The 26,867-nt window shown below is 45.8% G+C and carries 27 protein-coding genes; 3 read left to right on the forward strand and 24 right to left on the reverse strand.

Annotation, left to right across the window (positions count from 1 at the left end; all coding sequences use genetic code 11):
- Window positions 1–8: 8 nt before the first annotated feature.
- The 16 genes from C7E10_RS12000 to glf all read right to left on the reverse strand — a co-directional run bounded on the left by C7E10_RS12000 (window position 9) and on the right by glf (window position 13,707).
- Window positions 9–185, reverse strand: a complete 177-nt coding sequence (locus C7E10_RS12000; protein ID WP_160101789.1) for an SHOCT domain-containing protein — start codon at window positions 183–185, stop codon at window positions 9–11.
- Window positions 175–582, reverse strand: coding sequence for a DUF2116 family Zn-ribbon domain-containing protein (locus C7E10_RS02740; RefSeq protein ID WP_105325843.1), 408 nt, complete (start codon window positions 580–582; stop codon window positions 175–177). The genes C7E10_RS12000 and C7E10_RS02740 overlap by 11 nt, the downstream gene beginning before the upstream one ends.
- Before the next feature lie 56 nt (window positions 583–638).
- On the reverse strand, window positions 639–3,554 hold the full coding sequence (locus C7E10_RS02745) for a DNA polymerase (protein WP_105325844.1): 2,916 nt from the start codon (window positions 3,552–3,554) through the stop codon (window positions 639–641).
- A gap of 60 nt (window positions 3,555–3,614) precedes the next feature.
- On the reverse strand, window positions 3,615–3,803 hold the full coding sequence (locus C7E10_RS02750; protein ID WP_105325845.1) for a hypothetical protein: 189 nt from the start codon (window positions 3,801–3,803) through the stop codon (window positions 3,615–3,617).
- Window positions 3,804–3,815: 12 nt separating this feature from the next.
- A complete protein-coding gene (locus tag C7E10_RS02755) occupies window positions 3,816–4,379 on the reverse strand; it encodes a DUF2815 family protein (protein WP_105325846.1) in 564 nt (187 codons plus the stop codon).
- Between the two features lie 13 nt (window positions 4,380–4,392).
- Window positions 4,393–5,523, reverse strand: a complete 1,131-nt coding sequence (locus C7E10_RS02760) for a DUF2800 domain-containing protein (protein ID WP_105325847.1) — start codon at window positions 5,521–5,523, stop codon at window positions 4,393–4,395.
- Entirely contained in the window at window positions 5,513–5,824 is a 312-nt protein-coding gene (locus C7E10_RS02765) for an rRNA biogenesis protein rrp5 (protein WP_105325848.1), read from the reverse strand. The genes C7E10_RS02760 and C7E10_RS02765 overlap by 11 nt, the downstream gene beginning before the upstream one ends.
- Window position 5,825: 1 nt before the next feature.
- Entirely contained in the window at window positions 5,826–6,017 is a 192-nt protein-coding gene (locus C7E10_RS02770; protein ID WP_105325849.1) for a hypothetical protein, read from the reverse strand.
- Window positions 6,018–6,211: 194 nt separating this feature from the next.
- Complete coding sequence (locus C7E10_RS12005; protein WP_160101792.1) at window positions 6,212–6,379, reverse strand: hypothetical protein; 168 nt, start codon at window positions 6,377–6,379, stop codon at window positions 6,212–6,214.
- A 191-nt stretch (window positions 6,380–6,570) separates the two neighbouring features.
- Window positions 6,571–7,374, reverse strand: a complete 804-nt coding sequence (gene istB / locus C7E10_RS02775) for an IS21-like element helper ATPase IstB (RefSeq protein WP_105325850.1) — start codon at window positions 7,372–7,374, stop codon at window positions 6,571–6,573.
- The gene (istA, locus tag C7E10_RS02780; protein WP_200820187.1) at window positions 7,367–8,563 is read right to left on the reverse strand and encodes an IS21 family transposase; all 1,197 of its coding nucleotides are present in this window, start codon (window positions 8,561–8,563) and stop codon (window positions 7,367–7,369) included. Before istA ends, istB begins: the two co-directional genes overlap by 8 nt.
- Before the next feature lie 431 nt (window positions 8,564–8,994).
- The gene (gene rfbC, locus C7E10_RS02785; RefSeq protein WP_105325974.1) at window positions 8,995–9,603 is read right to left on the reverse strand and encodes a dTDP-4-dehydrorhamnose 3,5-epimerase; all 609 of its coding nucleotides are present in this window, start codon (window positions 9,601–9,603) and stop codon (window positions 8,995–8,997) included.
- A gap of 23 nt (window positions 9,604–9,626) precedes the next feature.
- Entirely contained in the window at window positions 9,627–10,532 is a 906-nt protein-coding gene (rfbD, locus tag C7E10_RS02790; RefSeq protein WP_105325852.1) for a dTDP-4-dehydrorhamnose reductase, read from the reverse strand.
- Between the two features lie 63 nt (window positions 10,533–10,595).
- Complete coding sequence (rfbB, locus tag C7E10_RS02795) at window positions 10,596–11,615, reverse strand: dTDP-glucose 4,6-dehydratase (protein ID WP_105325853.1); 1,020 nt, start codon at window positions 11,613–11,615, stop codon at window positions 10,596–10,598.
- Window positions 11,616–11,630: 15 nt separating this feature from the next.
- Entirely contained in the window at window positions 11,631–12,515 is an 885-nt protein-coding gene (rfbA, locus tag C7E10_RS02800) for a glucose-1-phosphate thymidylyltransferase RfbA (RefSeq protein ID WP_105325854.1), read from the reverse strand.
- A 91-nt stretch (window positions 12,516–12,606) separates the two neighbouring features.
- Complete coding sequence (glf, locus tag C7E10_RS02805) at window positions 12,607–13,707, reverse strand: UDP-galactopyranose mutase (protein WP_105325855.1); 1,101 nt, start codon at window positions 13,705–13,707, stop codon at window positions 12,607–12,609.
- A 130-nt stretch (window positions 13,708–13,837) separates the two neighbouring features.
- On the opposite strand from glf, the gene C7E10_RS02810 reads away from it, so the two are divergent.
- A complete protein-coding gene (locus C7E10_RS02810) occupies window positions 13,838–15,283 on the forward strand; it encodes a flippase (protein ID WP_105325856.1) in 1,446 nt (481 codons plus the stop codon).
- 14 nt (window positions 15,284–15,297) lie between these two features.
- Here the strand turns inward: C7E10_RS02810 and C7E10_RS02815 are convergent, their stop codons facing one another.
- The 8 genes from C7E10_RS02815 to dgt form a co-directional block, all read right to left on the reverse strand.
- On the reverse strand, window positions 15,298–17,214 hold the full coding sequence (locus tag C7E10_RS02815) for an O-antigen ligase family protein (protein ID WP_105325857.1): 1,917 nt from the start codon (window positions 17,212–17,214) through the stop codon (window positions 15,298–15,300).
- An 88-nt stretch (window positions 17,215–17,302) separates the two neighbouring features.
- A complete protein-coding gene (locus C7E10_RS02820) occupies window positions 17,303–18,340 on the reverse strand; it encodes a glycosyltransferase family 2 protein (RefSeq protein WP_160101795.1) in 1,038 nt (345 codons plus the stop codon).
- A gap of 25 nt (window positions 18,341–18,365) precedes the next feature.
- A complete protein-coding gene (locus C7E10_RS02825) occupies window positions 18,366–19,460 on the reverse strand; it encodes a glycosyltransferase family protein (protein ID WP_105325859.1) in 1,095 nt (364 codons plus the stop codon).
- A gap of 166 nt (window positions 19,461–19,626) precedes the next feature.
- Complete coding sequence (locus C7E10_RS02830) at window positions 19,627–20,550, reverse strand: glycosyltransferase (protein WP_105325860.1); 924 nt, start codon at window positions 20,548–20,550, stop codon at window positions 19,627–19,629.
- 64 nt (window positions 20,551–20,614) lie between these two features.
- Complete coding sequence (locus C7E10_RS02835) at window positions 20,615–21,583, reverse strand: glycosyltransferase (RefSeq protein WP_160101798.1); 969 nt, start codon at window positions 21,581–21,583, stop codon at window positions 20,615–20,617.
- A gap of 10 nt (window positions 21,584–21,593) precedes the next feature.
- Window positions 21,594–23,054: a B12-binding domain-containing radical SAM protein gene (locus C7E10_RS02840; RefSeq protein WP_105325862.1), complete on the reverse strand. Its 1,461-nt coding sequence runs from the start codon at window positions 23,052–23,054 to the stop codon at window positions 21,594–21,596.
- Window positions 23,051–23,893 carry a glycosyltransferase family 2 protein gene (locus C7E10_RS02845; protein WP_105325863.1) on the reverse strand — a complete coding sequence of 281 codons (843 nt, stop codon included), beginning with the start codon at window positions 23,891–23,893 and terminating at the stop codon, window positions 23,051–23,053. The genes C7E10_RS02840 and C7E10_RS02845 overlap by 4 nt, the downstream gene beginning before the upstream one ends.
- Before the next feature lie 308 nt (window positions 23,894–24,201).
- Window positions 24,202–25,527 carry a dGTP triphosphohydrolase gene (gene dgt, locus C7E10_RS02850; protein ID WP_105325864.1) on the reverse strand — a complete coding sequence of 442 codons (1,326 nt, stop codon included), beginning with the start codon at window positions 25,525–25,527 and terminating at the stop codon, window positions 24,202–24,204.
- Between dgt and C7E10_RS12160 the strand changes: the two genes are divergently transcribed.
- Window positions 25,505–25,873 carry a transposase gene (locus C7E10_RS12160; protein WP_105325519.1) on the forward strand — a complete coding sequence of 123 codons (369 nt, stop codon included), beginning with the start codon at window positions 25,505–25,507 and terminating at the stop codon, window positions 25,871–25,873. The genes dgt and C7E10_RS12160 overlap by 23 nt on opposite strands.
- Complete coding sequence (locus C7E10_RS12165; protein WP_200820170.1) at window positions 25,824–26,840, forward strand: IS3 family transposase; 1,017 nt, start codon at window positions 25,824–25,826, stop codon at window positions 26,838–26,840. The genes C7E10_RS12160 and C7E10_RS12165 overlap by 50 nt, the downstream gene beginning before the upstream one ends.
- Window positions 26,841–26,867 lie beyond the last annotated feature (27 nt).

Consider the following 26,867-nt stretch of genomic DNA (forward strand, 5'->3'; position numbering starts at 1 on the left):
AACCGGATTTATAGCAAGTCGATATCTGCTAATAATGGGCCGATTACAGGACAATATTTATTCCGGAGCTGCCGTTCGGCTTTTCCGTATTCAGCTTTTGTAATCAAACCCTTCTGGAGCATTCCCCTGATGAAATGCATGGCGGCCAGGTATATCTTCTCCTGCTTCAACTGCTTAGCGTCCATCCTGGCCACCTCCGAACCTGTCTTTTACATAGCAAGTGTGGGAGCAGTATTTGCGCTGCCCGTTCCCGTAGACAATGAATGTCTCATGACAGCAAGGGCATTCCAGCTTTCGTACAATCCTATGGTTCACCTTGTCACGATGGCTATTCCACCAGGCCATCCGGCAGGCATCGGAGCAGAACTTTTTCTCCTTCCGTTTGTCGTTCTGCTCAATAGGCTGACCGCATTGCAGGCAGTGATGGGCTTGTTCCGTTTCCGGCTCCTTGAGGGATAAAGGGTGTCTGCGGCAGTAGGATTTGACGGTATTCTCCGACATGCCTGTTTCTTTGGCGATTTTCCGATACCCGACTCCCTGGAGCCGCAGTTCCCGAATCTGTGCTTTCTGTATATCGTTCATGAATAAACACCTCCTGCTTACTAGCCACGGCAGGAGGTGTTTTCTGACGGTTTCGTTCAATCTTTCTGATAAAACTCACATTCATACCCATCCGCCCGGAGGATCAGACCTTCCGCCCAGGGTGGGGTCCTTCCCATCTGCTGGCAGATGGCATCCACGCTTACGTCCTTGCGGCACTCGATGATCAGTTCATCGTGGACGTGGCCTACAATAGCACAGTGCCGCAGGTTCTGCATGGCATAGCAAAGAATATCCCTGGCCGTTCCCTGGACGATATTTTCCACGAACTTGGGCCCATAACTTTCCAGCCGCTCCCACTTCTTGGTGGCTCCGATGCCTTCATAGGTCACGGATTCCCCACCGAATTTATTCTCCCCGATCCGAGGCTTCACATAGGACAGCCTCCGCCCGCTGGGGAGTTCGATGAACAGCATGCCGCTCTTGCAAAGGAACCGGAGATTGTTGACCTGGACAGGGATCCTCTTTTTGATGGCGGTTTTCACAGCCCCATCCACCTGCCACCAGAAATCCACGATGTGGGGATTGGCAACCCGCCAGGACTGGACCAGAGGTCCCAGTTCCTCTTCCGTGATCCCCATATCCATGGCCCCCATGGCCTTCAAAGCGCCCACGGAGCCGCCGTATCCGCAGTTATGCACTAGGCAGTCCGATACGGTAAAACGGTGATGGGGTCCGGCATTTCGTATGTCATAAAGTCGAGCCGTGCGTCGATGACATACCAGTTTTTCCGTTTCTTTGCTACTGCATCCCTGGCATCTGCTATGATCTGTTCCCTTGTCTCCCCGCCAGACAACTTTCGAATCACCGTCGAATAACAGTACGGCCAATACTCTTGCTGGAATTCCGATAACACCGTTTTTCTTCGGTTGCCCCGGTTCACTTTTAAAGGAACCATTCGGATATTTCCTGGAGCATAATCTCCATCGTTGTTGATTCTGTCGATTTCGTACTCCCGATCTGGAAGTCCATACTGCTCCAGCAGATAAAGTCCTGCCGCAAGCACACTGGGAAACTGGAACCGGATGCCCCTGGCTCCATAATTCCGATAGCTCGCATCTTTGGGATTTTCGCAGCGCTGTTTGGCTGCCATCAACCGCTTGTAAAGCCACAAAGGAATCTTTCTGGCTTGGGAACAATGCTGACACCCCTTGCTTTTTCCGCTTACAAGAGCATCCCGCAGAGTCCATTGTATGGATCCGCAGCCCTGGCACTGGGTCAAAACATAGCAATGGTTCTGTTTCTCGTTCCAGCGTTTTTCCGGGCTGATAATTTTTACCCAGCCGTATTGCTCGCCCACCATTTCCGGTTTGTAAGAGATGTGCGCCGCTGGCGGCGGCGATTCCAAGCTGTATTGGCTTCTCTTTCCCTTGCACCCAGACCATGTGGTCGGCAGTTGCTGTGAGTCCTTCATAGGTGAGCACCTCTCTTTCGCCTCTGTAGACAACCCCGTCATGGTGGACCCAGTTCTCTCCATCCCAAACCCGGTCTTCCGTGGTCACCTTTTCAATGGGGATAAGACCATGATCCGTAAGGACAAGCTGCCCTTCTGCGATACAGGCCAGTTCCGCGATTTTCCCCTTCTGGCGCAAATCCCCGTTCACCCCGTGTTTCACCACGGGCACTCCAAACATCTGGCTGGCCGTTGAGCAGTAGATGTCCTTCCCGGCTGCAAAGGCTGCGGCTTTCCACTTTTCCCCGGCCATCCAGGAAATGACCCTTGCCTCAATGGCCGAGAAGTCCGAGACCACAAACTTCATCCCCTCACGGGGCACAAAGGCGGTCCGAATCAGCTGGGACAGCACATCCGGCACAGAATCGTAGAGCAGCTCCAGAGCCTCGTAGTTTCCCTGGCGCACCAGCTCCCGGGCTTCTGAAAGGTCCGGCAGATGGTTCTGAGGAAGATTTTGCAATTGTATGTGCCGCCCCGCAAACCGTCCAGTACGGTTCGCCCCATAGAACTGGAACATGCCCCGGGCCCTGCCGTCCTGACAGGCGGTTATTTCCATGGCCTGGTACTTCTTCACAGAAGACTTGGCCAGCTTCTGCCGGAGCTGCAACACACTGCGGAGAGGCTCCTGGGCCGTTTTCAATAGTTCCTTCACCTGCTTCTTCCCCAGGGAGTCCGACTTTAGGCCACGGGCTTCGAGCCATCCCAGCATCTGGAGGACTGAATTGGGATTCTCCAGGCCGGTCTTTTCCTTCAGGGCTGCCATCAGGCTCTCCCGGCTTTTGGCATCCATGGCCACCGCTTGCCGGGCCAGTTCCAGATCAATGGCAATTCCCCGGTCGTTGATTTCCTGGTCCTGGTGGTATTCCTCCCACACCTGGTCTGGGACAGGATACTTTTGCAGCCTTTCCTGGATGGCCATTTCCACTTCTACATCCCGCTTGTTGTAGCTTTTGAACAAATTCCACTTGTCTGGAGCATGGTTCGGAAAGTTCCGGGTCCGTCCCCCGTTGGTCTTGGTCTCCTTGCAGGGAACGCAGAAATAACGGATCAGGTCCCGGCCTTCTTTCATCTTCTGATTGTCCAGATTCAGCACGGCCCCCACTCCTTCCAGGGAAAGGGGCAGTCCCATATAGGCGGACCAGACCATAGAGCACTTCCAGCCGGCCGGGTTCAGGAACCGGGCACAGTCCTGAGAAAGCGGATGATGGTCATGGAAGGGATCCAGGCTCCTCCCCAAATCCGTCAGATACCGGGACAGACACACCCGTTCGAAATTGGCATTGAAGGCCCACTTGGTGATGGAGTCATCGGTGAGGGCCTCCAGAATCTCTTCCGGGATGGTTTCCCCCTGGGCCAGATCGATGACCCGCACTGGGCCCCCATCCACTGCGTAGCCAAAAAGGAGGATTGCAAAATCCGGGGACTCGGCGTATTTATAGACCCCGCACTTGGCCAGGTTCACATCGCTGTAGGTCTCAATATCGATACTGATGGTTTTCATACGTTTCACCTCGAGAAAAGCGGCGAAGCACAAGGCCCCGCCGCCACCATTTACCAAGTCTTATTTCCGAAAGGATTCCATTTGTTTGCGATGATATTCTGCTTCCCGTTTCTCCCGGTTCCGGGCCGCAATTTCATCCCGCTGGTCCTTTTTGATATCCGTGTAGATCATGGCCACAAAGAAGCCGCCAACACACAGGGCAACCAGACAGTACAGACAATCCAGAATCAATTTCAAAACATTTTCCATTATTGTTCCTCCTTAGTCCAGGAAATCATCATCGTCTGCCGTAGCAAAGTCGTCTTCTGCCCGGGGTTTTCCGCCCAGAGGCTCCCCGTCACGAATCTTCTGCAGGTTGTTCAGGCCGCAGGCAATGCCCTTGTTGCCGTTGGAGTTGAAGGCGTAGAAGTTGATGGAGGCTCTTCCATAGACCCCGCTGTACACTTCAGACCGTTCCAGAATCTGCTGGCAGGAAGAATCTACGATGCCGGGCTTTGTGGCAGAATTGGCATTAATGAAGTAGCTGTCCTTGTAGGTATCATCCCCAGGCCGTTCCAGATCTCCGTCACGGAGCGGGTTCTTGATGGTTTCCAGCTTCGGCACAATGCGGCCGTTTCCTTTGAGCTTGCCCTGTCCTTCCTCGTAGGCAGCCTGGATTGCCGCTTTCACCTTTTCCACGGTCTTCGTATCAGACTTGGGGATGATGAGACTCACGCTGTACTTGGGGGTTCCTCCGTTGATGGATTTGGGTTCCCAGACGTTGGCGTAGGACCAGCGGGTATTTGCTCCGGTAATGACTTTGCAAGGGTTTACATAATGTTTCATTGTTCGTTCCTCCTTAATTTTCACTGCTAAAATCTTCTGCCGCGGTATGCATAGCCGGGCGTTTGTCCGATTCCGGTACCAGGACCGGTTTGCCTTGGGGCTTTTCGATGAGGCCGGACAGAAGTTCATCAAACCTCCGTTTCCCCAGAAGGTGGGTCAGGGCTGTGATGCCCATGAGTTTCTTTTCGTAGGGAGAGTATCCGGCTTCCTCCACTTTGGCGGCCACCGCATCGTCATCTACATAACGGCGATTGGAGCGCCCTTCCACCAGTTTCCAGCCAGTCCATGCCTTGCCGGATAGAGCCTGCTGCAGGGCATAGTCCTTAATGTCACCCACCCAGGCTACAAGGTCATCGGCCTTTTCCAGCACTGCTTCTACTTCTGCGTCACAGAGAGTGGACGGCATGGCGAAGTCATACCTGGCAAGTTCCAGGTTATACTCTGCCCGTTTCCGGCAGGTGGCCCTGATCTTGCAGAACCGGCAGTGCTCACCGGCTTTGTACTCCCCTTCGCCTTTAGCCGCCAGAGCAGCCGTGGGTTTGAGGACTTTCTCCGCCCATTGGAGCAAGTCGCCTTTAGTCATTTCGTAGGTACTGACATTGTCCCGTCTTGGCTGGAAGATGGTCATGGAGACCCTTTGGATATCGTAAATCCCGTCGAAGAGGTCCAGTGCCCCCAGGGCATAACACATCATCTGGGGATTTTTCTCTGCGCTGACTTCCACACCAAGTCCGTGCTTGTAGTCGATGACGGTCAGGGTATCATCCGCCACAATGACACAGTCTCCTGTACCGAACCCATCCGGCACCCATTTCGAGAAGTCCAACCGCTGTTCTACAAGGACGATGGGATCCTTGCACTCTTTCTTTGCTTCCGCAAGCCGCTCCATGACGAATTGGGCATAGTCGTCCGTGCATTCAGCCATTTCCTCGCTGTAATAGTCGAGGGTCCCCGTAGGGTTCTGGGCCTTCCTGCCCAGGGCTTCCTTCACCTTGTATTCGCAGAGAGTATGAGCATCCGTACCCTCCCGGGCAAAGTCGCTTGTGGTATCCGGCCGCTTCGCACACTCCAACGCGGAAGGCGGGCAGGCCAGCCAGCGGTAGCTGGACGAGGCGGAAAGAACCGCATGTTGCTTATCCGGCATGGCTGATCTCCTCCAGTTCCTTCATAAAGGCTTCATAGTCTTCCGGCTTTACGCTGGAGAGTTTTTCCGCCCCATATTTTTCAATAAGGGCTTTCACTTCTGCTGTGAATCCCTGGCGGGACTTGTCAGCCGCCGCTTTCCTGACTTCTTCAAAAGAAAGGGCCTTCCGCTCTGGAATCACCTTTTCCGGTTCTGCTGTGCTATTGTTCATCTCGTTTTCCAGAGCTTCTACAATCCGCAGCAGGGTCTTTGTGCAATTGGCCATTTCGTTCGCCAGATTTTCAAGATTGTCCTTCGTCACCTTAGTTTCCTCCTTCGTTAATTTCCCTGATGGCCAGTTCCTCTACGGAGTCGCCTGGCACGATGATGGTTACTTTTTCCTTCCCACCCAGCAGGAACCGCAGAATCCGTTCCCGCACGGACACAGACCGTACGGCAGCGATATGCCCACCACCCTTTGCCGCAGAAACGCTGATGCTAACTCTTTGCTTCATGGCTTTTCCTCCTTTCTGAGGGTTAGTATCGTTTTCCCCTTCCACTCTTTAGCCTTGGGAGAGTGGATTTTCTGACGGTTTCCAAAAAACTTTAAAATTTTTTTCTGGCATATAAAAAGCCGGTATGAGAAGCTACTATGGCTCCCATACCGGCTAAGGTTTGTTATTGAGTTTGAAAAAAAAAAAGAGGCCCGTCACTTGGACGTTCCTCTCTTGATAGCATCTACCTTTTCCTGTTTAGACCGAAAATACTTCTCTTCCCCGACTTTCCGAGCATCAATGGCATCTTCCAACTTGTCATAATACCCCAAGGGAATCTGTTTTCGGTTCACCATGTCAAGGCCGGGTTCAATTTGACCCATTTGGCCGGTTAAAAGTGACCCAATAAAACGGTAAATTCAATGTTTCTTCTGCCTTAGGGCCGGAAGTCCTTAAAGCCGGTTTTCCCAAGGCCGGGCTGGGGGACGGCCGNTGTCAAGGCCGGGTTCAATTTGACCCATTTGGCCGGTTAAAAGTGACCCAATAAAACGGTAAATTCAATGTTTCTTCTGCCTTAGGGCCGGAAGTCCTTAAAGCCGGTTTTCCCAAGGCCGGGCTGGGGGACGGCCGGATTCAAGCCTACACGCAGACGATCTTTCAAGCGGTAGCTCTCACCTCTAATATTTATCACATGAGCATGGTACAGCAATCGGTCCAGGATAGCAGTCGCAATCACTGAATCGCTCATGAGTTCACCCCAGTCACTGAAATACTTGTTGCTGGTCATAATTATAGTACCCCGCTCATAGCGGGCGCAGACAATCTGGAACAGCAATTCTGCCTGCTGCCGGCTCAGCTGCATATAGCCAACTTCATCTATCACCAGGATATCTGGCCGGGCGTAAAATTTGCAGCGCCTGGACAGCAGTCCTTTTTCCCGTCGTTTTTCCAGATCTTCAATAAGATGGGCTAGCGTAATGAAGTATGCGGTTTTGCCGTGGTGCAGGGCTTCTACCGCAAACGCGGTGGCCAGATGCGTCTTGCCGACTCCCGGCGGTCCCAGCAGGATCAGATTTTCACCTCGTTCCACAAAAGCAAGTGTACGCAGTTCCTGGAGCTGTTTCGGATTCAGGCTGGGCTGGAACGAAAAATCGAATTCCTCCAGTGTCTTCACGGTCGGGATCCGTGCAGCTTTCATCCTTTTCCGGATGGCTTTCTCAGTTCGTTCCTTCTGCTGAAAGCTCAGGAGCTGGTCGAGAAACGAAATAAAAGTCGAGTCTTTTGCAGTGGCCGTTTCCAGAAGAGCATCCAGCTGGCAGGCTGCCTCCGGCATATTGAATTCAGCCAGGAGCTTCCTGGCATGCTCCACTTCAAGCATTGGATACCACCTCCATCAGCCTGTCGTAAAGGGCCAGAGGACGCTTTACCACATCTTCTTTCATCTGGATTCCTGCCGTTCGAGGGTAAGCAATGCCCTCCTTGGCCTCCAATCCGCTGTATTGCGCCTGTTGCGGAACATAATATCCCTTTACTTCAGAGAGCGGTATATCTGCTACAGGAAGGTTATCTACGTATACCTGCACATGGTTCTGGTACAGCCGGACCTGGGCTTCTCTGCCGCTGTAGTGCCAATCCACACCATAGAGATGGCCGTCGAAGCTGACGAATCCATCCTTGGAAATCCGCCTGTCTTCCCAGCGGTAACGGTTGCGCAGCTCCTGGGGCGGGAGAGGGTTCAGATGCTCTGCAGTCAATTCCTGCAGAGGGATTTTCCCTGTAGTCCCATGCTTTTTGCCGTTCACATGCTGGCACCATTGAAGAGCCTGGCGGTTCAGGTCGTACAGATCGGTGAAACGTCTTCCGGGCAGGAAGTTTTCTTTGAGATAGCGGACAGAACGTTCTACCTTCCCTTTTGTCTGGGGCCGACGTACCTTGCAGGTGGAAGGCTTGAAGCCCATATCGGCACAGAAGCTTTCGAAAGCGGGAAGGAAGATAGTCTTCCCGGCCTCGTGCTTCAGGACAACTGTCTTCATGTTATCTGTCAGCACGACATCAGGGACTCCGCCAAAATATTCAAAAGCGTTCAGGATGCAGCGTTCCAGGCTTTTGAGGTCACAACGTTTTGTGAATTCCACGTATCGGGTCCGAGAGTATCCCAGAGTCATGACGAAAGCTGGAACTTTGTGGAATTCGCCATCTGTGCCCAAATACTGGCAGATTCCCCAATCCATCTGGGCCTGCTTTCCAGGTCTGGTTTCATACCGTGGCACAGCCGGGATGGCCTTTGGCGGACGAAAAACGTGGACATAATCCTTGATGATGGTCTTCCCACCGGTGTAACCCATCTGTTGCAAGGTCTCCAGGATGACGACGCAGTTGAATATGCCATCGTGCATCATCTGGTTGACCTGCGGCTTAAAGGGATCCAGAATGGAACCGCGCTTATGAGGTGGCTCCGGCAGAGTACCTACTTGCATATACTTCTTGGCCGTGTTCTTGGAAATATTCTGCTCTTTACCGATAGCATATGCGCTCTTGCCTTTTCTTGCACTATCGCGTATTATCATAATAAGCCCACTTCCTATCATTTTGGACTACCCCCTAACAAGTTTGCTCACTTATTATGGTAATCCATTTTGGTATGAGGTGGGTCATTTTTTTCCGGCCCTTTGGGTCAATTATAGTCCGGCCTTAACACCCCAGGAATGGGGTGAGGCCCATGGACGAATTCAACGTAACACTTTTGTTGTTGATCATCCTTGTAATCCTCATAAAAAAAGATTAACCGCCCCTCAGCCAACGTGCGGTTAATCTTTTAAGATAACTCTTCGGGGCTGACCGTCACCAGACAGCACCGTTTTACTTATTATAACATAGTTAGTGATTAGTGGCTAGTGATCAGATTGGTCGGTACCTAGCCGTACAATCCGTTCCCTGCGTAGGGATGGCCCGTCAGGGACATCCGAACCCAGGTCGCCCAGGGGGCCTCCCCAGCTTCTCAAAACTTAAACGTATCCTTGATCCCCAGCCACTTCTGGTCCTTGTCGCTCAGGTTCAGCGGCGTACCATCTTCCAGGTGGTACCCTTCGCCGCTGGCGCTGCCTTTGTATTCCCCGACCAATTGCGGCCATTCAATCCCGATTTCCGGATCATTCCAGGCCATACCGCCTTCGTCATTGGGATGCCAGTAATCATTCACCTTATAGCAGAATTCCGCCTCATCGCTGAGCACCAGGAACCCATGGGCGAACCCTTCCGGGATCAGGAACTGCTTCTTGTTTTCCGCCGTCAGTTCCACGCCGTACCATTTGCCGTAGGTCTTGGAATCGGCCCGCAGGTCCACGGCCACGTCGAACACGGATCCCCGTACAGCCCGCACCAGCTTGCACTGGGGGAAATGCTTCTGGAAGTGCAGCCCCCGCAGCACCCCTTTGGTGGACATGCTCTGGTTGTCCTGGACAAAATCAATGTGGAACCCGGCTTCCTCCATGTCCTTTCTGTTATACGTTTCCATAAAATATCCCCGTGCATCCCCATGCACAGCCGGTTCAATGATACAGAGGCCGTCAATGCCTCCCACGTTTTTCGTCACTTTGATTTGCATGATGATAGTACCTCCTACACCATCCCTTACAGCACCGCCGCCAAATATCTCTTCAGAGCATCTTTCCAATCGGGCAACGCAGCAAACCCCTTCTCCCCCAGCTTGCTCTTATCCAGCCGGGAGTTGAAGGGCCGCCTGGCTTTACTCAGGCCATACTCTTCCGTAGTCACTGGGATCACTTTCGTAGAATACCCGGCCTGGCGGAAAATCTCCCTGGCAAAATCATACCAGGAAATGTACCCGCCCTCGTTGGTAGCATGGTACGTTCCGTATTTTTCCGTCTCCAGCATATCCACCAGCAGCCGGGCCAGATCCGCCGTGTAGGTGGGCGTACCGATCTGGTCGTTGACCACCCGCAGGGTATCGTGGTCCTTCCCCACTTTCAGCATGGTCTTCACAAAGTTGTTGCCGTTCAGCCCGAACACCCACGCAATGCGGATGATGAAATACTTCGTCAGCAGCTCCTTCACCGCCAGTTCCCCGTACAGCTTGCTCTTGCCGTATACGTTCAGCGGTGCGAACTCCTGGCTGTCTGCCTTCCAGGGCTCGGTTCCCTGGCCGTTGAACACATAGTCCGTAGAGATATACATGAACTTGGCATCCAAAGCCTGGCAAGCCCGGGCCAGATTCCGTGTCCCGTCCATATTCACGGCAAAGACCTTATCCTTGTTCTCCGGTTCCTCGGCAGCATCCACGGCCGTCCAGGCCGCACAGTGGCACACACAGTCCGGCTTGATCTCCTGCAGCACCCTATCCACTGCAGCATCATCAGTAATATCCAGCGACACATAGGGCAGCTTTGCCACAGCGTCAGCCATGCCCCGATACTCTGGCGAGGACCCGCACCCCACGGCCTCATATCCCCGTTTCTGTAATTCCAGCATCACATCATGGCCCAGCTGGCCATTGACACCCGTTACCAGGATTTTCATGTGGTTTAGCCTCCTTGGGGTTTCGTTCATAACGATAAACGACTCACGATCCACGATGAACGATTACCTTCCCCCATACATCTTCTCGTAGTACTTCTGATACTCCCCATTCACGATATTCTCCCACCAATCCTGGTTCTCCAGATACCACTTGATTGTCTTCTTGATCCCATCCTTGAACTTTGTTTCCGGCAGCCAGCCCAGTTCGTTGTGGATCTTTGTGGGGTCGATGGCGTACCGTCTGTCGTGGCCTTTCCGGTCCTTCACATAGGTGATCAGGCTTTCCGGCTTGCCCAGTTCCTGGCAAATCAGCTTTACGATGTCGATGTTCCGCATTTCGTTGTGGCCGCCCACGTTGTAGACTTCCCCTACCCGGCCCTTTTGCAAAATCAGATCAATGGCCCGGCAATGGTCCTCCACATACAACCAGTCCCGCACATTCAGCCCATCCCCATACACCGGCAGAGGCTTGTCATGCAGGGCATTGATGATCATCAGGGGAATCAGTTTCTCCGGGAAATGGTACGGTCCATAGTTGTTGCTGCACCGGCTGATGGTCACCGGCAGCCCGTAGGTCCGGTGGTACGCCAAGACAAGCAGATCCGCCCCGGCCTTGGAGCTGCTGTAAGGGCTGGACGTATGGATGGGCGTGGTCTCCGTAAAGAACAGGTCCGGCCGATCCAAAGGCAGGTCCCCATACACCTCATCCGTAGAAACCTGATGATACCGTTTGATGCCATACTTCCGGCAAGCGTCCATCAATACAGAAGTCCCAATGATATTTGTCTCCAGAAAAATCTCCGGGTTCAAAATGGACCGGTCCACATGGGATTCCGCCGCAAAGTTGACCACGATGTCGGGGTGCTCCTCTTCGAACAGACCATAAACGGCATCACGATCGCAAATATCCATCTTTACGAAGCGGAAATGAGGGTTATCCATGATAGGTTCGAGCGTAGAAAGGTTTCCTGCGTACGTTAATTTATCAAGACAAATGATTCTATCTTCAGGATGAGCTTTCAACATATGGAAGATGAAGTTGGATCCTATAAACCCAGCGCCACCTGTAACAATGATATTCATGCTATTTTCCCCTTATTACGATTCACGTAAAATCTTGCCATCGACAACTTTTTGCAGATATTGCCCATAAGGGCTTTTTCCATATTGCTTCGCACTGGCAGCCAAAGTTTCCTTATCTATCCAATTGTTTGCGAAGGCCACTTCTTCCGGCGCCGCGATCTGGATTCCGGCTCTGGTTTCCACTGCTTTTACGAATTCCGACGCTTCGGACAGGCTGTTGATGGTCCCGGTATCCAGCCAGGCGTAGCCCCTGCCCAGGGTTACCACCTTTAAATTTCCGTCTTCCAGATACATCTTGTTCAGGTCCGTGATTTCCAGTTCGCCTCTGGCGGACGGCTTTACCTTTTTGGCATACTCGCACACCCGGGCATCGTAGAAATACAGCCCCGTCACGGCGTAATTGCTCTTGGGCTGCTGGGGCTTTTCCTCGATGGAAATGGCCTTGCCATCTTTGTCAAACTCGATGACCCCGAACCGTTCCGGATCATCCACATAATATCCGAACACCGTGGCCCCCGTCTCATTGGCCGCCGCTTCCTTCAAATGCTTCGTCAGCCCGGCTCCGTAGAAGATGTTGTCCCCCAGGATCATGGCACACCGGTCCCCGTCAATGAACTTCTCACCCAAAATAAACGCCTGGGCCAGGCCATCCGGAGAAGGTTGCACCTTGTAGCTCAAATGCACCCCATACCGGCTCCCATCCCCCAGCAGCCGTTCAAAATTGGGCAGATCCTTGGGGGTGGAAATGATCAGGATATCCCGGATCCCGGCCAGCATCAGCGTAGTCAGGGGATAGAAAATCATGGGTTTATCATAAATGGGAAGCAGCTGCTTCGACGTAACCATGGTCAGCGGATACAGACGGGTGCCGGAGCCCCCGGCTAAGATGATACCTTTCAAGAACATCACTCCTTACAAAACTTCTAACACTTGATTATACCAGAGAAAGCCATGCAAGACCATAAGGGATTGCATGGCTATTTTAATTTCATTAGTGGTTTATTGTTTCTCTTACTTTTTTCAAAGCGCTGGCAATCACATCATCCATATCATAATATTTATATTCTGCCAACCGCCCGCCAAAGATCACATTTTTCTCTTTCGTGGCCAGTTCTGCATACTGCGCATACAGTTTTTGATTCCGTTCATTATTTACCGGATAATACGCTTCTTCGCCCGGTTTCCAATCGGCCGGATATTCTTTGGTCACATAGGTAACCGGCTGGGTCCCGAATTCAAAATGCTTGTGTTCGATACTCCGGGTATAAGGCGTTTCCCGATCCGTGTAGTTCATCACAGCCACACCCTGATGGTTTTCTTCTTCCAGTCGTTCCGTTTCAAACCGAAGCCCACGGTATTCCAGCCGTCCCAGCTGATACCCAAAATATTCATCAATGGGTCCTGTGTAAACGACGGTTTTAGCCACACCCTCATATTCTTTCCGGGTTTTATTGTAATCAACATTTGTCCGTACTTCAATGCCGTCCAGCAGGACATTGATCAGTACATTATAGCCGCCAATGGGAATGCCCTGGTACCGGTCATTGAAATAGTTATTATCAAAGGTATAGCGCACCGGCAGCCGTTTGATAATGAAAGCCGGCAATTCCGTGCAGCTCCGTCCCCACTGCTTTTCCGTATATCCCTTGATCAGTTTCGTATAGATATCCGTCCCAATCAGAGAAATCGCCTGTTCTTCCAGATTCTTCGGTTCGGTAATCCCCGCTTCTTTCCTCTGCTGAGCAATCTTCTCGGCCGCCTGTTTGGGTGTCACTACGCCCCACATCTTAGTAAAGGTATTCATATTGAAAGGAAGATTGTACAGTTCTCCTTTATAATTGGCTACCGGTGAATTGATATAGTTATTGAATTCCACAAACTGGTTCACATACTCCCACACTTTTTTATCCGACGTATGGAAAATATGAGCACCATATTTATGGATCCGAATTCCTTCTTTTTCTTCACAGTAAACATTGCCACCTACATGGTCACGCCGCTCCAGGACCAGGCAGTTCTTTCCAGCTTTTTTCATTTCATGAGCAAATACTGCTCCGAACAAACCGCTCCCTACAATCAGATAATCAACCATCAATCGAATCCTCCCGCACTCATCGCATATTATTTTGATTATATCATATCACAGGCTTGTCCGTCAGGTGTGAATATGATATATATAGTAGAGTGTCATTGATAATCAACCATTTCTTCAGGAGTTTCCTATGTCCAAAAGCGTTTCAAAGAATTACATCTACAATGTCAGCTATCAGTTGCTGCTATTGATCACCCCATTCATTACCACCCCCTATCTATCCCGTGTTCTGGAACCAGCCGGCATCGGGACCTACAGTTATACCTATTCCATTGTCTCCTACTTCATCCTGCTGGCCTCTCTGGGGGTAGCCGATTACGCCCAGCGGGAAATCGCCTATCACCAGGATAGTCCGCATTTGCAAAGCCGGACGTTCTATGAAGTCAACCTGATCCGTTTCCTGCTGGTAGGAATCAGCCTGATTACCTATTATTTTGTTGTCTCCCATTTTTCCGGAGATCATCTCATTTACTGGTACCAGGCGCTGAACATCATTGCTGTCCTTTTTGATATTTCCTGGTTTTTCCAGGGGCTGGAAGAATTCGGTAAAATCGTTTTTAGAAATTTCATTATCAAACTAGCCAGCATCATCCTGATTTTCGCACTGATCCATCAACCCTCCGATTTGAATAAGTATGTGGCCCTTTTAGGGCTGATGAACATCGTTTCCGGTCTCTCCATCTGGCTTTACCTGCCCAAATACCTGGTCCATGTTCCCCGCCGGGAAATCCATCCCTTCCGAAACTTTACTACTATCCTGCAGATGTTCCTTCCCCAGATTGCTATCCAGATTTATACGGTCCTGGATAAGACCATGATTGGGGTTATTACGGGCTCTCCCCTGGAAAATGGATACTATGAACAGGCGGAAAAAGTGGTTAAAATGTCCCTGACCGTAGTTACCTCCCTGGGTACCGTCATGCTGCCCCGCATTGCCTATGCCTACGCCCACAAAGAGTACGAGACCATCAAGACCAATATGATGCGTTCCTATCGATTTGTATGGTTTCTGACACTCCCCATGTTCTTTGGTTTCATTGCGGTCAGCAGCAACTTCGTTCCCTGGTTTTTCGGCCCCGGCTACGAAAAAGTCATTCCCCTGATGCAGATTCTCAGTGGCCTGGTCATTGCCATCGGACTCAGCAATGTGACAGGTATCCAATATCTGGTTCCCACCGGGCAGCAAAATAAACTGACACTATCCGTGGTCTGTGGATCCGCAACGAACTTTACCTTAAACGCATTGATGATTCCACGCTATGGGGCGATTGGAGCAGCAGTAGCATCCCTGATAGCAGAAATGGTCGTTACTCTTGCTCAATTTTATATTGTCCGGGATATTTTCCCATTGTCTCAAATTCTTCTGCAAACAAAAAATTATCTGATTGCCGGCCTATCGATGTTTGTCACTCTTCATTTTCTGGACAAATTACTTTCTCCCTCGTTCATGCATACTATCCTCATTGTTCCTGCTGGCATCCTGCTTTATACATTGGCATTATTGATAAGACATGACCCCATGCTATTTTTTGCACTGAACAAGATAAAAGCCAAAATAAAGAGACCTCGGACATAATCCGAGGTCTTGTTTTAGCTTATCTTTTCTTTAGGCAATTCTTCATTGATTGTACCAAGATACCCAAGCAGGACACCCAGCAACAGCCAATAGATATAAAGCTGAGTCGAATTACCACCAATGAACGACACCATCAATCCAAAATAACTGATGCTGAGAGCTGCAATCCGTAAATATTCAATAGATTTTGCCTGCAACCATATTTTACGCTTCATAATCAAAAGATAAAGGCCGTAGAAAGATGGCATCAAGTATAGAAGAAATCCTGGAAGTCCATAACTGGCAAATTGGTGGGTATAATCGCTGATGATGGGAAAACCGGAATTTAAAAAGCCTTTTTCCTTTTGGAATTTCATCCATAATTTTACTTCATCATTTTTGAGTAGCCAATCTGGAACATAAAAAGAAAAATAAGCTTGTTTCAATTCCTGTCCGCCTACACCAAACAACCAATGATCTAAACCCATTAAAGTTTCGACATGCATTAGGCCATAGCGTTGTTGATTACTGCCTTCTGATTTTGAACTTAGTGCTGTCATCTTGTTATCCTTAGGCTTTGATTCCCCTTTATCTAACCAATGGTCCTCATCCCATTTTAATGTAAATTTCCCTGCGCCTTCCCCTCCGAGCCTTGTCTTCTTTCCTGAAGAATCTATTGTTACAAGTTCAATAACAATATTGGGATAAACCATTTTACTGATAGGTTCGGGAAGTTTCATTTGGACTTGACAGCTTTGTCCTGGGCGCAAACTTTTTCCCAACAATACCTCAGTTCTCCCAGATTCTCCTTGCCAATCATCTGTAAACCAAGCTCCAGTAAGGGCTAATTGTTTTCGTTCATCCCAATAAGTCATACTTTTATTAGTTACTTTAATAGCTATGCTATCATCTGAACCTATAGATAACAATTCATAATCAATAGCGTAGCGATGTTGAAAAATATGATTTAATCCCATCCCAACTATACATAAAAGTAATAACGCAATAACAGGATAAGAAACTTGTTTTGTTTGAAATTTTTTTCTCCGTAGAATGAGAAAAAGAAAGGCAGCGAATCCTTCTGCTATCATAATTCCCATAGCTGTCTTACTGTTTGTTCCCCACATCATAAATATTTGAATAGCAAGTAATATTTTCCATATCCAGTTATTATGTGTTGATTTTTGAATTTGAAAATACAGAATAGGAATTGATACTGTCAAGAAAAGAGCCATATAAGCAGGTTCTGCAAAAACTGATCTAACACGGTTCCCCCATAATAAAGGTGGCCACCATCCATGATTAATTCCGACATCATAAATAAATGGATTTATTAACGTCAATATTCTCATTGCATCAAAATTCCCAAATAAATAAACAAATTCAATTATAGAATACAACGAGCAAATAATTGAACTACTTAAAATCCCCAAACAAAAGAAGCGAAATGGTGTCTTGCGCTCTTGATAAAATAATGAGATTACCCATAGAACGCATCCATAAGTTAACCCGTATTCCAATAAATGCTTCAGTACAAGTTTAATAGACCACCAAATACGCCCTATTAATATTTCATCTATATAAAATCCCCTTCCTTTTAAAATTATAATTAAAGATTTAAGTTTAGAAAATTGATCCGCAGAAATCTCCTGCCACCTAGGGAAAATTATAAGTCCATGCAATAATGCAATTAGCTTCCATAACAGAAACAATATGAAAAACAATATACACATCTTTGGAACAGCTAATCTTCTTTGCTTAAAAATTTGATATATAAATAAGCATATACCCAACAATATTGGATATATAGATAGCTTTGACCCCATTGTACCAATAAAAGGAACAGCTAAAAATCTATGCCCAATATGAAATGGTAACAAAAATGTAGCTAAGCCTAGCATAAAGCATTCAATTATATATATATTTCTCATCTCTAATTTTGATTTTACCATGCACATCACTCCAACATTGAATAGAGTATAATGTTCACTTGAAGTATGAACCTATATGTTTCTATAAAATATATTTATCATCTATGCTTTAGCAAAATTTATTTTTTACTCTACGCAATAACATAAATATTTGCGTATGTTCTAAGAATCTCATTCTCTTTATAAAAACTGACGGGTATACTTTTACTAGACGATATTTTAAAGGCAAATAAAACCTACGTGTAATTTCTGGATACTCTGTCTGTACTTTTCGTAAAAAATCAATAAAAAGGTAATCTTTGCTGTCTTGCTGAATAATACGAATAAAATAATCGAAAATTAATAGATACCTAGTATCAATAATTGCAAAAAGATAATGTTTTTTTACTCTACTATGAATTTGCAATATATCATTGTTGTATAATTGAATTAAACGATATTCAATTTTCAGAAGGTCCTCAATATGCTTATAAATACCTTCAGCACTAACGCTTTGCCCAGCCACCCCTAATCGATATTGATATGCGCAGCTAACATTAAATTGTACTGTTCTAGCTGCCAGACCAACATAATACATAAATTCAGTATCTGCATAAAAACAATGTTCCTGAATTTTCATATCTACATCTCTTAACCGTTGTGTCAATATCGTAGTTGCATGCATTGCAAATAGATTTCCATTAAAATTACCATCTGGAAAAATCGTATCAAATGAATATACAAAATCGTTTTGGTACAAACTACGATGGGACACAAGTCGTGTATGATCAGGATACACTTCAACATAATCATTAATAATTAAATCTGCTTGAGTAGTCAATAAACAATCTATAAGTTTATCTAACTCTTTTGCATTCACCCAGTCATCACCATCAATAACTTTATAAAATTTTCCTGATGCTAATTCTAATGATTTATTTAAAGTTGATCCATGTCCTCCATTTTTTTTATTTACCAGTTTGATGTTTTCCGGATATTTTTTTTCAAATTCTCCTACAATTTCTGCAGTCCGATCATGAGATCCATCATTAATCACCAAAAGCTCAAGCAAATCAAAATGTTGACATGGTAAGAAAGAATTCAAGCATTCTTCAATGGTGTTCTCAACATTATAGGCAGCAATTGATATAGTTAATAATTTATTCATATTATAACCTTTCATATTAAGCGGCTTACAAAGCTAATAAAATATTTCGTACTTCTTTTCCCCGCGTATCCCAAGTGTTTTCGGTTAAAAATTTATTGACTTCTTCTCTTGTACTCTTAAATTTTAGCTTTCCGTTAACTAAATCGTTAATAAGAGCCAAACATTCATCATCATTATGATATGAATATACAAATTTTTCAAATGCTTGTGTTTCTTTATATGAAACACAAATTATTGGCTTCATACTAGAAATATACTCATATAATTTTACCGGATTTACTGACATCACGAGAGGAATTAATTGAAAAGGCATAATAAGCGCATCGCTTTCTTGCATAACCTTAATAACATCATTATGCGGAATGGGACCATGACAAACTACTCGTGAATGGTTATACTCAACTCCCTTCTCAATAGGTCCATATAGTTCAAATTGTATATTGGGAAACTTATTTAAACTCTTTTCTAAAAGTTTAAAATCTAACCAACTTGCGATAGTCCCAATATAGGTAATATGGATAGTATGATCCATTGATTTTATGTTTTCCTCTTTTGGTTCTTCGCATGCTACCATACCAGGAATTAATGCGTTATTAACTATTGTGGCCTTTTCTATATCGCAAATTTGATAACGTTTTAATATGACGTCCATTAAATAATTTGAGCTAAAAAATAGATGATCTGCCCTGCTAACTAGCTGTTTTTCGCTAGTACAAAATTCCAATGCACTAGGAAGTCCTGGGAAAACAGCATTATCATCCATACAATCATAGATTACTTTCTGATTCAAAGAAATTAACGATTGAATTGCAGGATAATAAATTGGCGTTGTTAGCCAAACTACTTCATATTGTTTTATATCAATGAAGAATTTAAAATAAACCCACATTAACACTTTGTTTATTTTACGAATAATGCTAAATCTTCCAAACGGAAGTTGAAACCAATAATGCAGTTTTAATTTTCTATTGTGATCTTTAACTAAATTATGCCGCCTATAATTAATAGGTTGGACAACATCAACACTAAATTCTTTACTTAATTCCTCTGCTAAAAATTGAGGCCGCTGTTTAATCCAATCCCAATCAACGTTCATTATATAAAGTATACGTTTATTCATATATGCCCCTTTGTAATCAATCATAAAGTCTGAGTATGATTATAAAGATTAATTCCATCAATAAGAATCCCAGAAATTTAAAAGGATCTAATTTTACAGATTCTCATTAAAATAAGACTTATATACCATACAGTATTTCTGTATCATCTAGAAATTCTATATATGATTAGTACAATCGACCTAGTAAAGCCCTAATTTTAAACCCAATTGTTTCAGAGAATGTAATTCCATGTAATTTAGGATTAAACACGATAGATAAACGCCTATACAACGAATAATTATAATTAATCAATGAAGATATCAGCGATAGATCCTTTGCGGAAAGCTTACTATGATAAATCTCGCTAAAATTTTTCAGAGTTCGAACGCGATTTCCGCGTTCATGAGAAAAAAGGTTTTTAATAGCTTGTTTTACGTTTTTATGCGGTTTCATTCCCACTACATTACCATTATGTTGTCGATACAAAATATGAGAATTAAAATCATAAATCACATTGCCCATAAAAATACAGACTAAGTACATCCAGTAATCATGTAATTCATTAAATCTCCCAATTCCTGTTCTATAAGCTTCAGCAGCAGCTTGATTGAATACTTCAGTACATCCAGTAGCAATGTTTCGAACAATAGCCGTATGCTTGTTAAATTCAAAGGGTTTATAATAAAACATTCCAATTTTTTTTAAATGCTCATCAACTAAAATCGTATTGCTACAATATAATAATGGACATTCTTGATTAGATAAAGCATTTAACCTTTTTAATGCAACGTTCAGCTTCTCAGGTAACCAGACATCGTCTTGATCACAAAAAGCCAACCATTTAAATTGCTTTGTTAAAGGATTACTAATTAGCTCATTAAAGCTAGCCATTACACCAATATTTTTTCCTTCTATTATCGATATGTTTTTATATCTTCGCGAGTATTCTTTTAGTATTTTTTTTGTATTATCGGTTGATCCATCATCTCGAACTAAACAAAAGATTTCAACATCAGTTTGATGAAAGACACTATCTAAAAGATCACATAAATATTTGCTGCCATTGTATGTTGAAAGTAATACAAGTACTCTATCTTCTAGTTTTTTCATAAAATCCCCTTAACATTACACTGACATTCCAATGCCAAAAGACATATAAAGCAAGCAATAACTTTCATCTAATACCAAATTTACGTACTTCTTCTCTTATTAATTTTAAAACGTTAATAAAAATTGCATCTGGTATAAATGGCATTATTAACTCAAACAAAGTTACGCCAGGTCGAATATATACCCAAGATAACAACTCAAAAAAAGTACGAAGGCTCGGTTCTTCAGCAAATTTAATTCTAGCTTTAATCCATTGCTCTTCTTTTTTATACTCTTGCCAATATGATAATCGTGATTGCAAAAAAGAAAAAAGTTTTTCTTCTTTTTTTAACTTCAATTTATAATAATCTTCTTTTGTTTTTACACCATGTAACGTTTGGCTGTTATTAGTACTATGAACACGATGTTTTAACAGTAAATCAGGGATGTAATAAAACTTTCCACTTGTTAAGGCAAACATCTCTAGCCATTGATCATGAAATACCATGTTAGGAAATGGGAGTGCTGCTTTTGCAATATTACAAGGCATTAGCATCGCACAACCAATACCCCAGGATTTCACAAAGAAAGATTTCTTTTGGTAGGTAATATCATTAATTATATCTAATGCTGCTGGATAAATCTTATTTTTTACAACGTCATTATGCTCATCAATCAACTGACATTCACAATGACAGCAGGAACATTCCGGGTGGTCTTCCATAAAGGCGACCGTAGTCGAAATTTTGTTTTTCAGCCAGATATCATCCTGGTCGCAGTAAGCAATGTATTTTCCCTCAGCTGCTTCTGTCAAATGGGCAAAAGCCTGGGTTACCCCATTGTTGTGCCCATTATCCAAAATTCTATAGGGAATTTTGGTGATGTATTGAGAAACAATCTCTTCACATTGGAAATCTTGGGAACTGTCATTCCAAATGAGCAGGCTTACGTTCCCATAATCCTGCTTATTGATGGACTCCAGCTGCTGCCGAAAAAAATCCAAATTCGGTTTATAGACAGCCATCGCTATGGTGACTTTCGGTAACTTCTTCATCTCATCCATTTTATTTAAACAAAAACTTCTTGATTTTCAAAAATGCTTTCAACGACCGTTTCAAATCCCGGGGATCCTTCAATCCCATCCACAGCCGATGCATGATATATTGAGGCCGCAGGTAGTATTTTTTACGGGCATCATCGCAGAATTTAACCATCTCTTCCCCACTGATACCGGGAAGATTCAGCACACAGTTGATGGTCCCGTCTTCTTTCACGTATTCATCGTATTTCCCGTTGATATAGCCATTCTTCTTGGCCCAGGCATAGGCTTCGGTCCCCGGGAACGGCAGCAGCGGATAGAACTGCATGGTATCTGTATTCAATTCAAAGGCTAATTTTAGGGTTTCCTGCATGGTTTCTTTGGTCTCGCCCTGATTCCCTACCATATAGCAGGCATGGACCAGTAGTCCCGCTTTTTTGGCGTTCTTGATGTATTTGCGGATCAAATCCAGATTGGTCCCTTTTTTGATATTCTTAAGGATTTGGTTGCTCCCGCTTTCAATACCGGGGATGATCAGACGGCAGCCGGCCTTTTTCATGATAACCATGGTGTCATAATCCAGGTTTACCCGGGCATTGCAGAGCCAGGTCATCCGTTTGGAAAGGCCCTTATCAATCAAGAGCTGGCAGATATCCCGTACCCGCTGGATGTTACCGGTAAACGTATCATCTTCAATAACGATTTCTTTCACATCAGGGAAGTTGTCGGCGATATACTGGAATTCATCAACCACATTTTGCGGAGAGCGCAGACGATATTTGTGACCATGCAGAGTTTGTGGATACACACAGAAGTTACAGTGTGCCATGCACCCCCTGCCGGTAAAGATCTGGATTTCAGGGTAATAGGAAGCCCCGAAGAAATAATCCTTATAGTTCAGATATTCTTTAATGAAACGGGAAGCAAAGGGGATTTCATCCAAATCCTCAATATAGGGCATATCTGGATTGGATTTGATTTTCCCATCAGCATCCCGATAAGTCAGACCCAGGACAGCTTTGTAATCTTTGCCATCCCGAATGCTCTTGGCCACATCGCGCACGATATAGTCGAATTCATGTCGGCAGATGGCATCAATGCTGGTGCTGAGCCCCAGGGTTTCTTCCGGCAGAGCAGACGGGTGGGTTCCTACCAGGAGGGTCACTGAATCCGGATATTCTTTTTTCACCTGTTCAATGAATTTTACGTCACTATACAGGGACGGCGTGCTGGTTTCAAAAACGAATAATTTCGTGCCTTCCCCATGTTTGCGGATGAAATCCATGGATTGGTCGTTATTCAATGGAGTCGCCGGAGCATCCAGGAATTCTACATCGAACCCATTCTTCTGGCATACAGCAGCTGCATAGATCAGCCACAGAGGATAATACAGCGTCCCGCTGCGGGTCAGAGCCGGACTGCGGTTTTCCCGGGAAAATTTACCATATTCTGCTTTGAACGGCGGGTTCACAAAAAACACTTTCATTCCTGTTCTCCTTGACTTTTATAGTGAATGTAATTCGGTTTATCAAAAAAACAATGATAGCGATGGAAGAGATAAAACAATCCCTTCAGATGCTCCCAGTTGTGTTTGCTGAAAAGCTTCTTTCTCGAAAGCCGCTGCCACACATGGATGATGGAAACATCTTTCGCATAGCACACCCGGTACCCATGCTGCCAGGCACGCATGCAGTATTCCACATCTTCGGGAGCGTAAAAAATATTCTCATCCAAAAGGCCAATCTTTTCCACCAGGCTGGAAGGCATTACCCAGCAGGCCGACATCAGATATCCAACATCGGTCACAGCCTGGAGCTTCGGTATCTGTTCCTTTTGGGCGCCCTTTTCACGCAAGCCCTTGCAGGGCATGACTTTCATCAGTTTCAATGAAAGCGTAGGGATTGCCCGTCCGGAATTCTGGATGCTGCCATCCAGTCCCTTCAGGACAGGTCCGACAATCCCAATGGTATGATCTGCGGCAAGGATTTTGACCAACTGGACCATGGCTGCTTCATTGACAATGGTGTCAGAATCCAGCACACAAATATACTTCGAATTGCCGCAGGCCTTTTTTAAGCCCATATTCCGGCTGATGGTCGTCCCTTGGTTACTGGATAAAGGAATGATTTCAAGCCGAGTATGGGCCAATTTGTTTTTCATCTGTTCCAATACGGAAAGCGTATGATCCCGGGACCCATTGTCGATGACATAGATCTGGGTCCGAAGGGTAGTAATCGTATCAATCGATTGCAGGCAATCTTCAATATACTTCTCAGAATTCCACGTGAGAATGATAAAAGAAAGGTCATATTGCTTGTTTTCCAAGTCCTACTCCTCCAAAGCCTGCAGTATTGTACGATTTTCTCCGATTGCCTGGCAATAGCTGGCAAAACAACAGAGAATACGGAGGTCTACTCCTTCACCGTATAATTTCTATTATACGTTCCGTGACAGTAAAAGGCAATAAGGATTAGGGTGGATGGGGAAAGGCGCATTATTCTGAGAGATTGGGCACATCTTTTTTCACAAGATAGCTATCTGGGTTGAGTAAATAGATAAATAAATGAGGAGGGAGTATTAGAAATAAAGGGAATCCTCTGGACCTAACTGTTTTAACACAAACAATTAGAATTTTAAATATAATCCGGATAGTAAAGCTTCTTATACGTCCTGGAAGCGAACTGATCCGTCATTCCACCAATATGATCCGCAATCATCCTAACGAAGACATCATCCTGTTGCAGCTCAATTACTTTTTTACTGATATCCACTCTTGAAAATGTAATCCCCTTGGTGTTGCAGTATTTCAGGAGCATATAATCCGGCAGCTGTAACGGGTGCTTGTAAAAGGCTTTAAATAGCTGCTTAATCAGATATTCAGACTTGGAATCAGATATACTCACTTCTTCAGAATATAAGATTTTCTCATTCATCCAAGACTTTAGGGATTTAACCAAAGGTTCAATTTCATCGGAGAAATCTATACACTGCTCTTTAAATATATAGTCGTTCACTTTTTCTAGGTTCATCTTATCAACATATTTTTCAATATTTTCCTTTGAATTTCTACAAACATCATTGATCAAAAAGCCGACCAAATGTTTAATAATCAAGTTGCGAGTATCATAGTCTGGCATTTTGGAATTAGAATTCAACTGGACGCCATAAGCTTCCATTCCTTTTTTGACCAGAGATTGCTGCGTCAGTTCCATAAAATCAATGGCTTTGCTTCTTACCCCATCTTCCAAATCGTGAGTACACTGCGCAATTTCATCTGCGATTCCAACGACTTGCCCTTCCAAGGTAAAAGAAGGCTCATCCAAGTTGATATGTTGCAAATCCAAATCTGGGTATCTATAGTAATTGCCTTCTTTATCTTTGACTTTCGTATGTTTTAAAATACCTTCTCGAGTTGCCAAAGTCAGATTGATTCCCAAATAATCATTACAACGCGTCTCTATCTTATCCACCACACGTACTGACTGGAAATTATGTTTGAAATTTTGGTGAAGAGCACGAACTTCACCTGGAATCCCGTTTACCAAAATCTCATCCAAGGTTCTCTCACCAATATGACCGAAAGGCGTATGCCCCAAATCATGACCCAACGCAATTGCTTCAACCAGTTCATCATGTAAACCCAGGTATTTTCCAATGGATCTCGCAATCTGAGAGACTTCCAAAGTATGAGTTAAACGATTCCTATAATGATCCCCTTTATTGGCATTGAACACCTGGGTCTTGTGCATCATTCTTCGAAATGCTCTGGAATGGATAATACGGTCCCGGTCACGCTGAAAAGGGGCTCGAGAAATTATTATATCTTCAGGATAATCTTTTTCCGGATGGATTCGGCTGGCTATAATGGAACTATGAATTAAGACAACTTCGAAACTATTTCTTAATGTGAATCTCGTGGTATACTGGAGGCGATCAATGAAAAAGGAGATAATCATCATGTCACGCACGCGCCGTCATTTCACGTCGAAATTCAAATCCGATCTCGTCATCGAGCTGCTCAAGGGTGAGAAAGACCTCAACACGCTGGCGGCTGAGAACGAAATCCTGCCGAACCTCTTGCGGAACTGGAAGAACGAGTTTCTCAGCAAGGCAAGCATCATATTCGATGATTCCAGAGAGGACAACCTCAATCAAAAACTCGAGACCGAGCGGAAGGAGAAAGCCTCCTATGCCCGCAAAGTTGGCCAACTCACCATGCAGGTGGATTGGTTGAAAAAAAAATCTGAGGAAATTCTTGGACCGGACTACGAGAAACAGTATTCTCCAAAACCTTTCGAGGAGTGAGTGCAAGGAGCTTTCCCTTCGGAAAGCAGCAAAGCTGCTCGGCGTCAACCGCACAAGCCAATACTACCACCCCAAAGAGAACACTCCATCAGATGAAGAGCTGGAATGCAAGCGCATCATCGATCGTTTCCACACGGACAATCCTGCCTGGGGCGCAAGGCAGCTGGCCTCGCAGCTGCAGCGCCTCGGGCATCAGGCCGGACGACGCAAGACAGCTCGCTATATGCGCGAGATGGGCATCGACGTCATCTATCCGAAGATGAACCTTTCCAAGCGGCAGCAACAAGCGCAGGTGATGCCCTACCTGCTGAAGCATGTGGATATTCAGCAGCCTAACCAGGCATGGTCCATCGACATCACCTACATTCCCCTGGAGCACGGTTTCGTTTATCTGACAGCCATCATCGACTGGTACAGCCGCTGCATTGTTGGCTGGGAGGTGGACGATACCCTGGACACCCGGATGGTCATTGCCGCCGTAAGGAAGGCGCTCCGTATAGCAAAGCCGCAGATTCTCAACTCCGACCAAGGATGCCAGTTCACCAGCAAGGAGTACNGCTGCATTGTTGGCTGGGAGGTGGACGATACCCTGGACACCCGGATGGTCATTGCCGCCGTAAGGAAGGCGCTCCGTATAGCAAAGCCGCAGATTCTCAACTCCGACCAAGGATGCCAGTTCACCAGCAAGGAGTACAAGGCTTTCCTCAAGGAACACAAGATCCGCCAGAGCATGGATGGCAAGAGCCGCTGGGCCGACAACATCAAGATTGAGCGGTGGTTCCGGACATTCAAGTATGAGGAAGCCTATCTCACGCAGTACCGCAACATCCGGGAGGCTCGCAAGGCCATCCGCAACTACATCAACGTGTATAACTTCCAGCGCTGCCACTCAGCCATCGGGAACGTCCCGCCAGCAGAGCGCTACTTCCCGGCACTGCTGCTCAATGCTGCAATGTCTGCTGCCTGATACATTTAGAAATTCATCGATTTTGGT

The organism is Acidaminococcus hominis (assembly GCF_900291475.1).
Taxonomy (GTDB): Bacteria; Bacillota; Negativicutes; order Acidaminococcales; family Acidaminococcaceae; genus Acidaminococcus; species Acidaminococcus hominis.

Excerpts from the sequence above, each read along its gene's own strand:
- C7E10_RS12000 (WP_160101789.1), bottom strand. The coding sequence starts at position 185 with ATGGACGCTAAGCAGTTGAAGCAGGAGAAGATATACCTGGCCGCCATG.
- C7E10_RS02740 (WP_105325843.1), bottom strand. The coding sequence starts at position 582 with ATGAACGATATACAGAAAGCACAGATTCGGGAACTGCGGCTCCAGGGA.
- C7E10_RS02745 (WP_105325844.1), bottom strand. The coding sequence starts at position 3,554 with ATGAAAACCATCAGTATCGATATTGAGACCTACAGCGATGTGAACCTG.
- C7E10_RS02750 (WP_105325845.1), bottom strand. The coding sequence starts at position 3,803 with ATGGAAAATGTTTTGAAATTGATTCTGGATTGTCTGTACTGTCTGGTT.
- C7E10_RS02755 (WP_105325846.1), bottom strand. The coding sequence starts at position 4,379 with ATGAAACATTATGTAAACCCTTGCAAAGTCATTACCGGAGCAAATACC.
- C7E10_RS02760 (WP_105325847.1), bottom strand. The coding sequence starts at position 5,523 with ATGCCGGATAAGCAACATGCGGTTCTTTCCGCCTCGTCCAGCTACCGC.
- C7E10_RS02770 (WP_105325849.1), bottom strand. The coding sequence starts at position 6,017 with ATGAAGCAAAGAGTTAGCATCAGCGTTTCTGCGGCAAAGGGTGGTGGG.
- C7E10_RS12005 (WP_160101792.1), bottom strand. The coding sequence starts at position 6,379 with ATGGGTCAAATTGAACCCGGCCTTGACATGGTGAACCGAAAACAGATT.
- istB (WP_105325850.1), bottom strand. The coding sequence starts at position 7,374 with ATGCTTGAAGTGGAGCATGCCAGGAAGCTCCTGGCTGAATTCAATATG.
- istA (WP_200820187.1), bottom strand. The coding sequence starts at position 8,563 with ATGATAATACGCGATAGTGCAAGAAAAGGCAAGAGCGCATATGCTATC.
- rfbD (WP_105325852.1), bottom strand. The coding sequence starts at position 10,532 with ATGAAAATCCTGGTAACGGGTGTCAATGGCCAGCTGGGCCATGATGTG.
- rfbB (WP_105325853.1), bottom strand. The coding sequence starts at position 11,615 with ATGAATATCATTGTTACAGGTGGCGCTGGGTTTATAGGATCCAACTTC.
- glf (WP_105325855.1), bottom strand. The coding sequence starts at position 13,707 with ATGGTTGATTATCTGATTGTAGGGAGCGGTTTGTTCGGAGCAGTATTT.
- C7E10_RS02810 (WP_105325856.1), top strand. The coding sequence starts at position 13,838 with ATGTCCAAAAGCGTTTCAAAGAATTACATCTACAATGTCAGCTATCAG.
- C7E10_RS02815 (WP_105325857.1), bottom strand. The coding sequence starts at position 17,214 with ATGGTAAAATCAAAATTAGAGATGAGAAATATATATATAATTGAATGC.
- C7E10_RS02820 (WP_160101795.1), bottom strand. The coding sequence starts at position 18,340 with ATGAATAAATTATTAACTATATCAATTGCTGCCTATAATGTTGAGAAC.
- C7E10_RS02825 (WP_105325859.1), bottom strand. The coding sequence starts at position 19,460 with ATGAATAAACGTATACTTTATATAATGAACGTTGATTGGGATTGGATT.
- C7E10_RS02830 (WP_105325860.1), bottom strand. The coding sequence starts at position 20,550 with ATGAAAAAACTAGAAGATAGAGTACTTGTATTACTTTCAACATACAAT.
- C7E10_RS02835 (WP_160101798.1), bottom strand. The coding sequence starts at position 21,583 with ATGAAGAAGTTACCGAAAGTCACCATAGCGATGGCTGTCTATAAACCG.
- C7E10_RS02840 (WP_105325862.1), bottom strand. The coding sequence starts at position 23,054 with ATGAAAGTGTTTTTTGTGAACCCGCCGTTCAAAGCAGAATATGGTAAA.
- C7E10_RS12160 (WP_105325519.1), top strand. The coding sequence starts at position 25,505 with ATGAAAAAGGAGATAATCATCATGTCACGCACGCGCCGTCATTTCACG.
- dgt (WP_105325864.1), bottom strand. The coding sequence starts at position 25,527 with ATGATGATTATCTCCTTTTTCATTGATCGCCTCCAGTATACCACGAGA.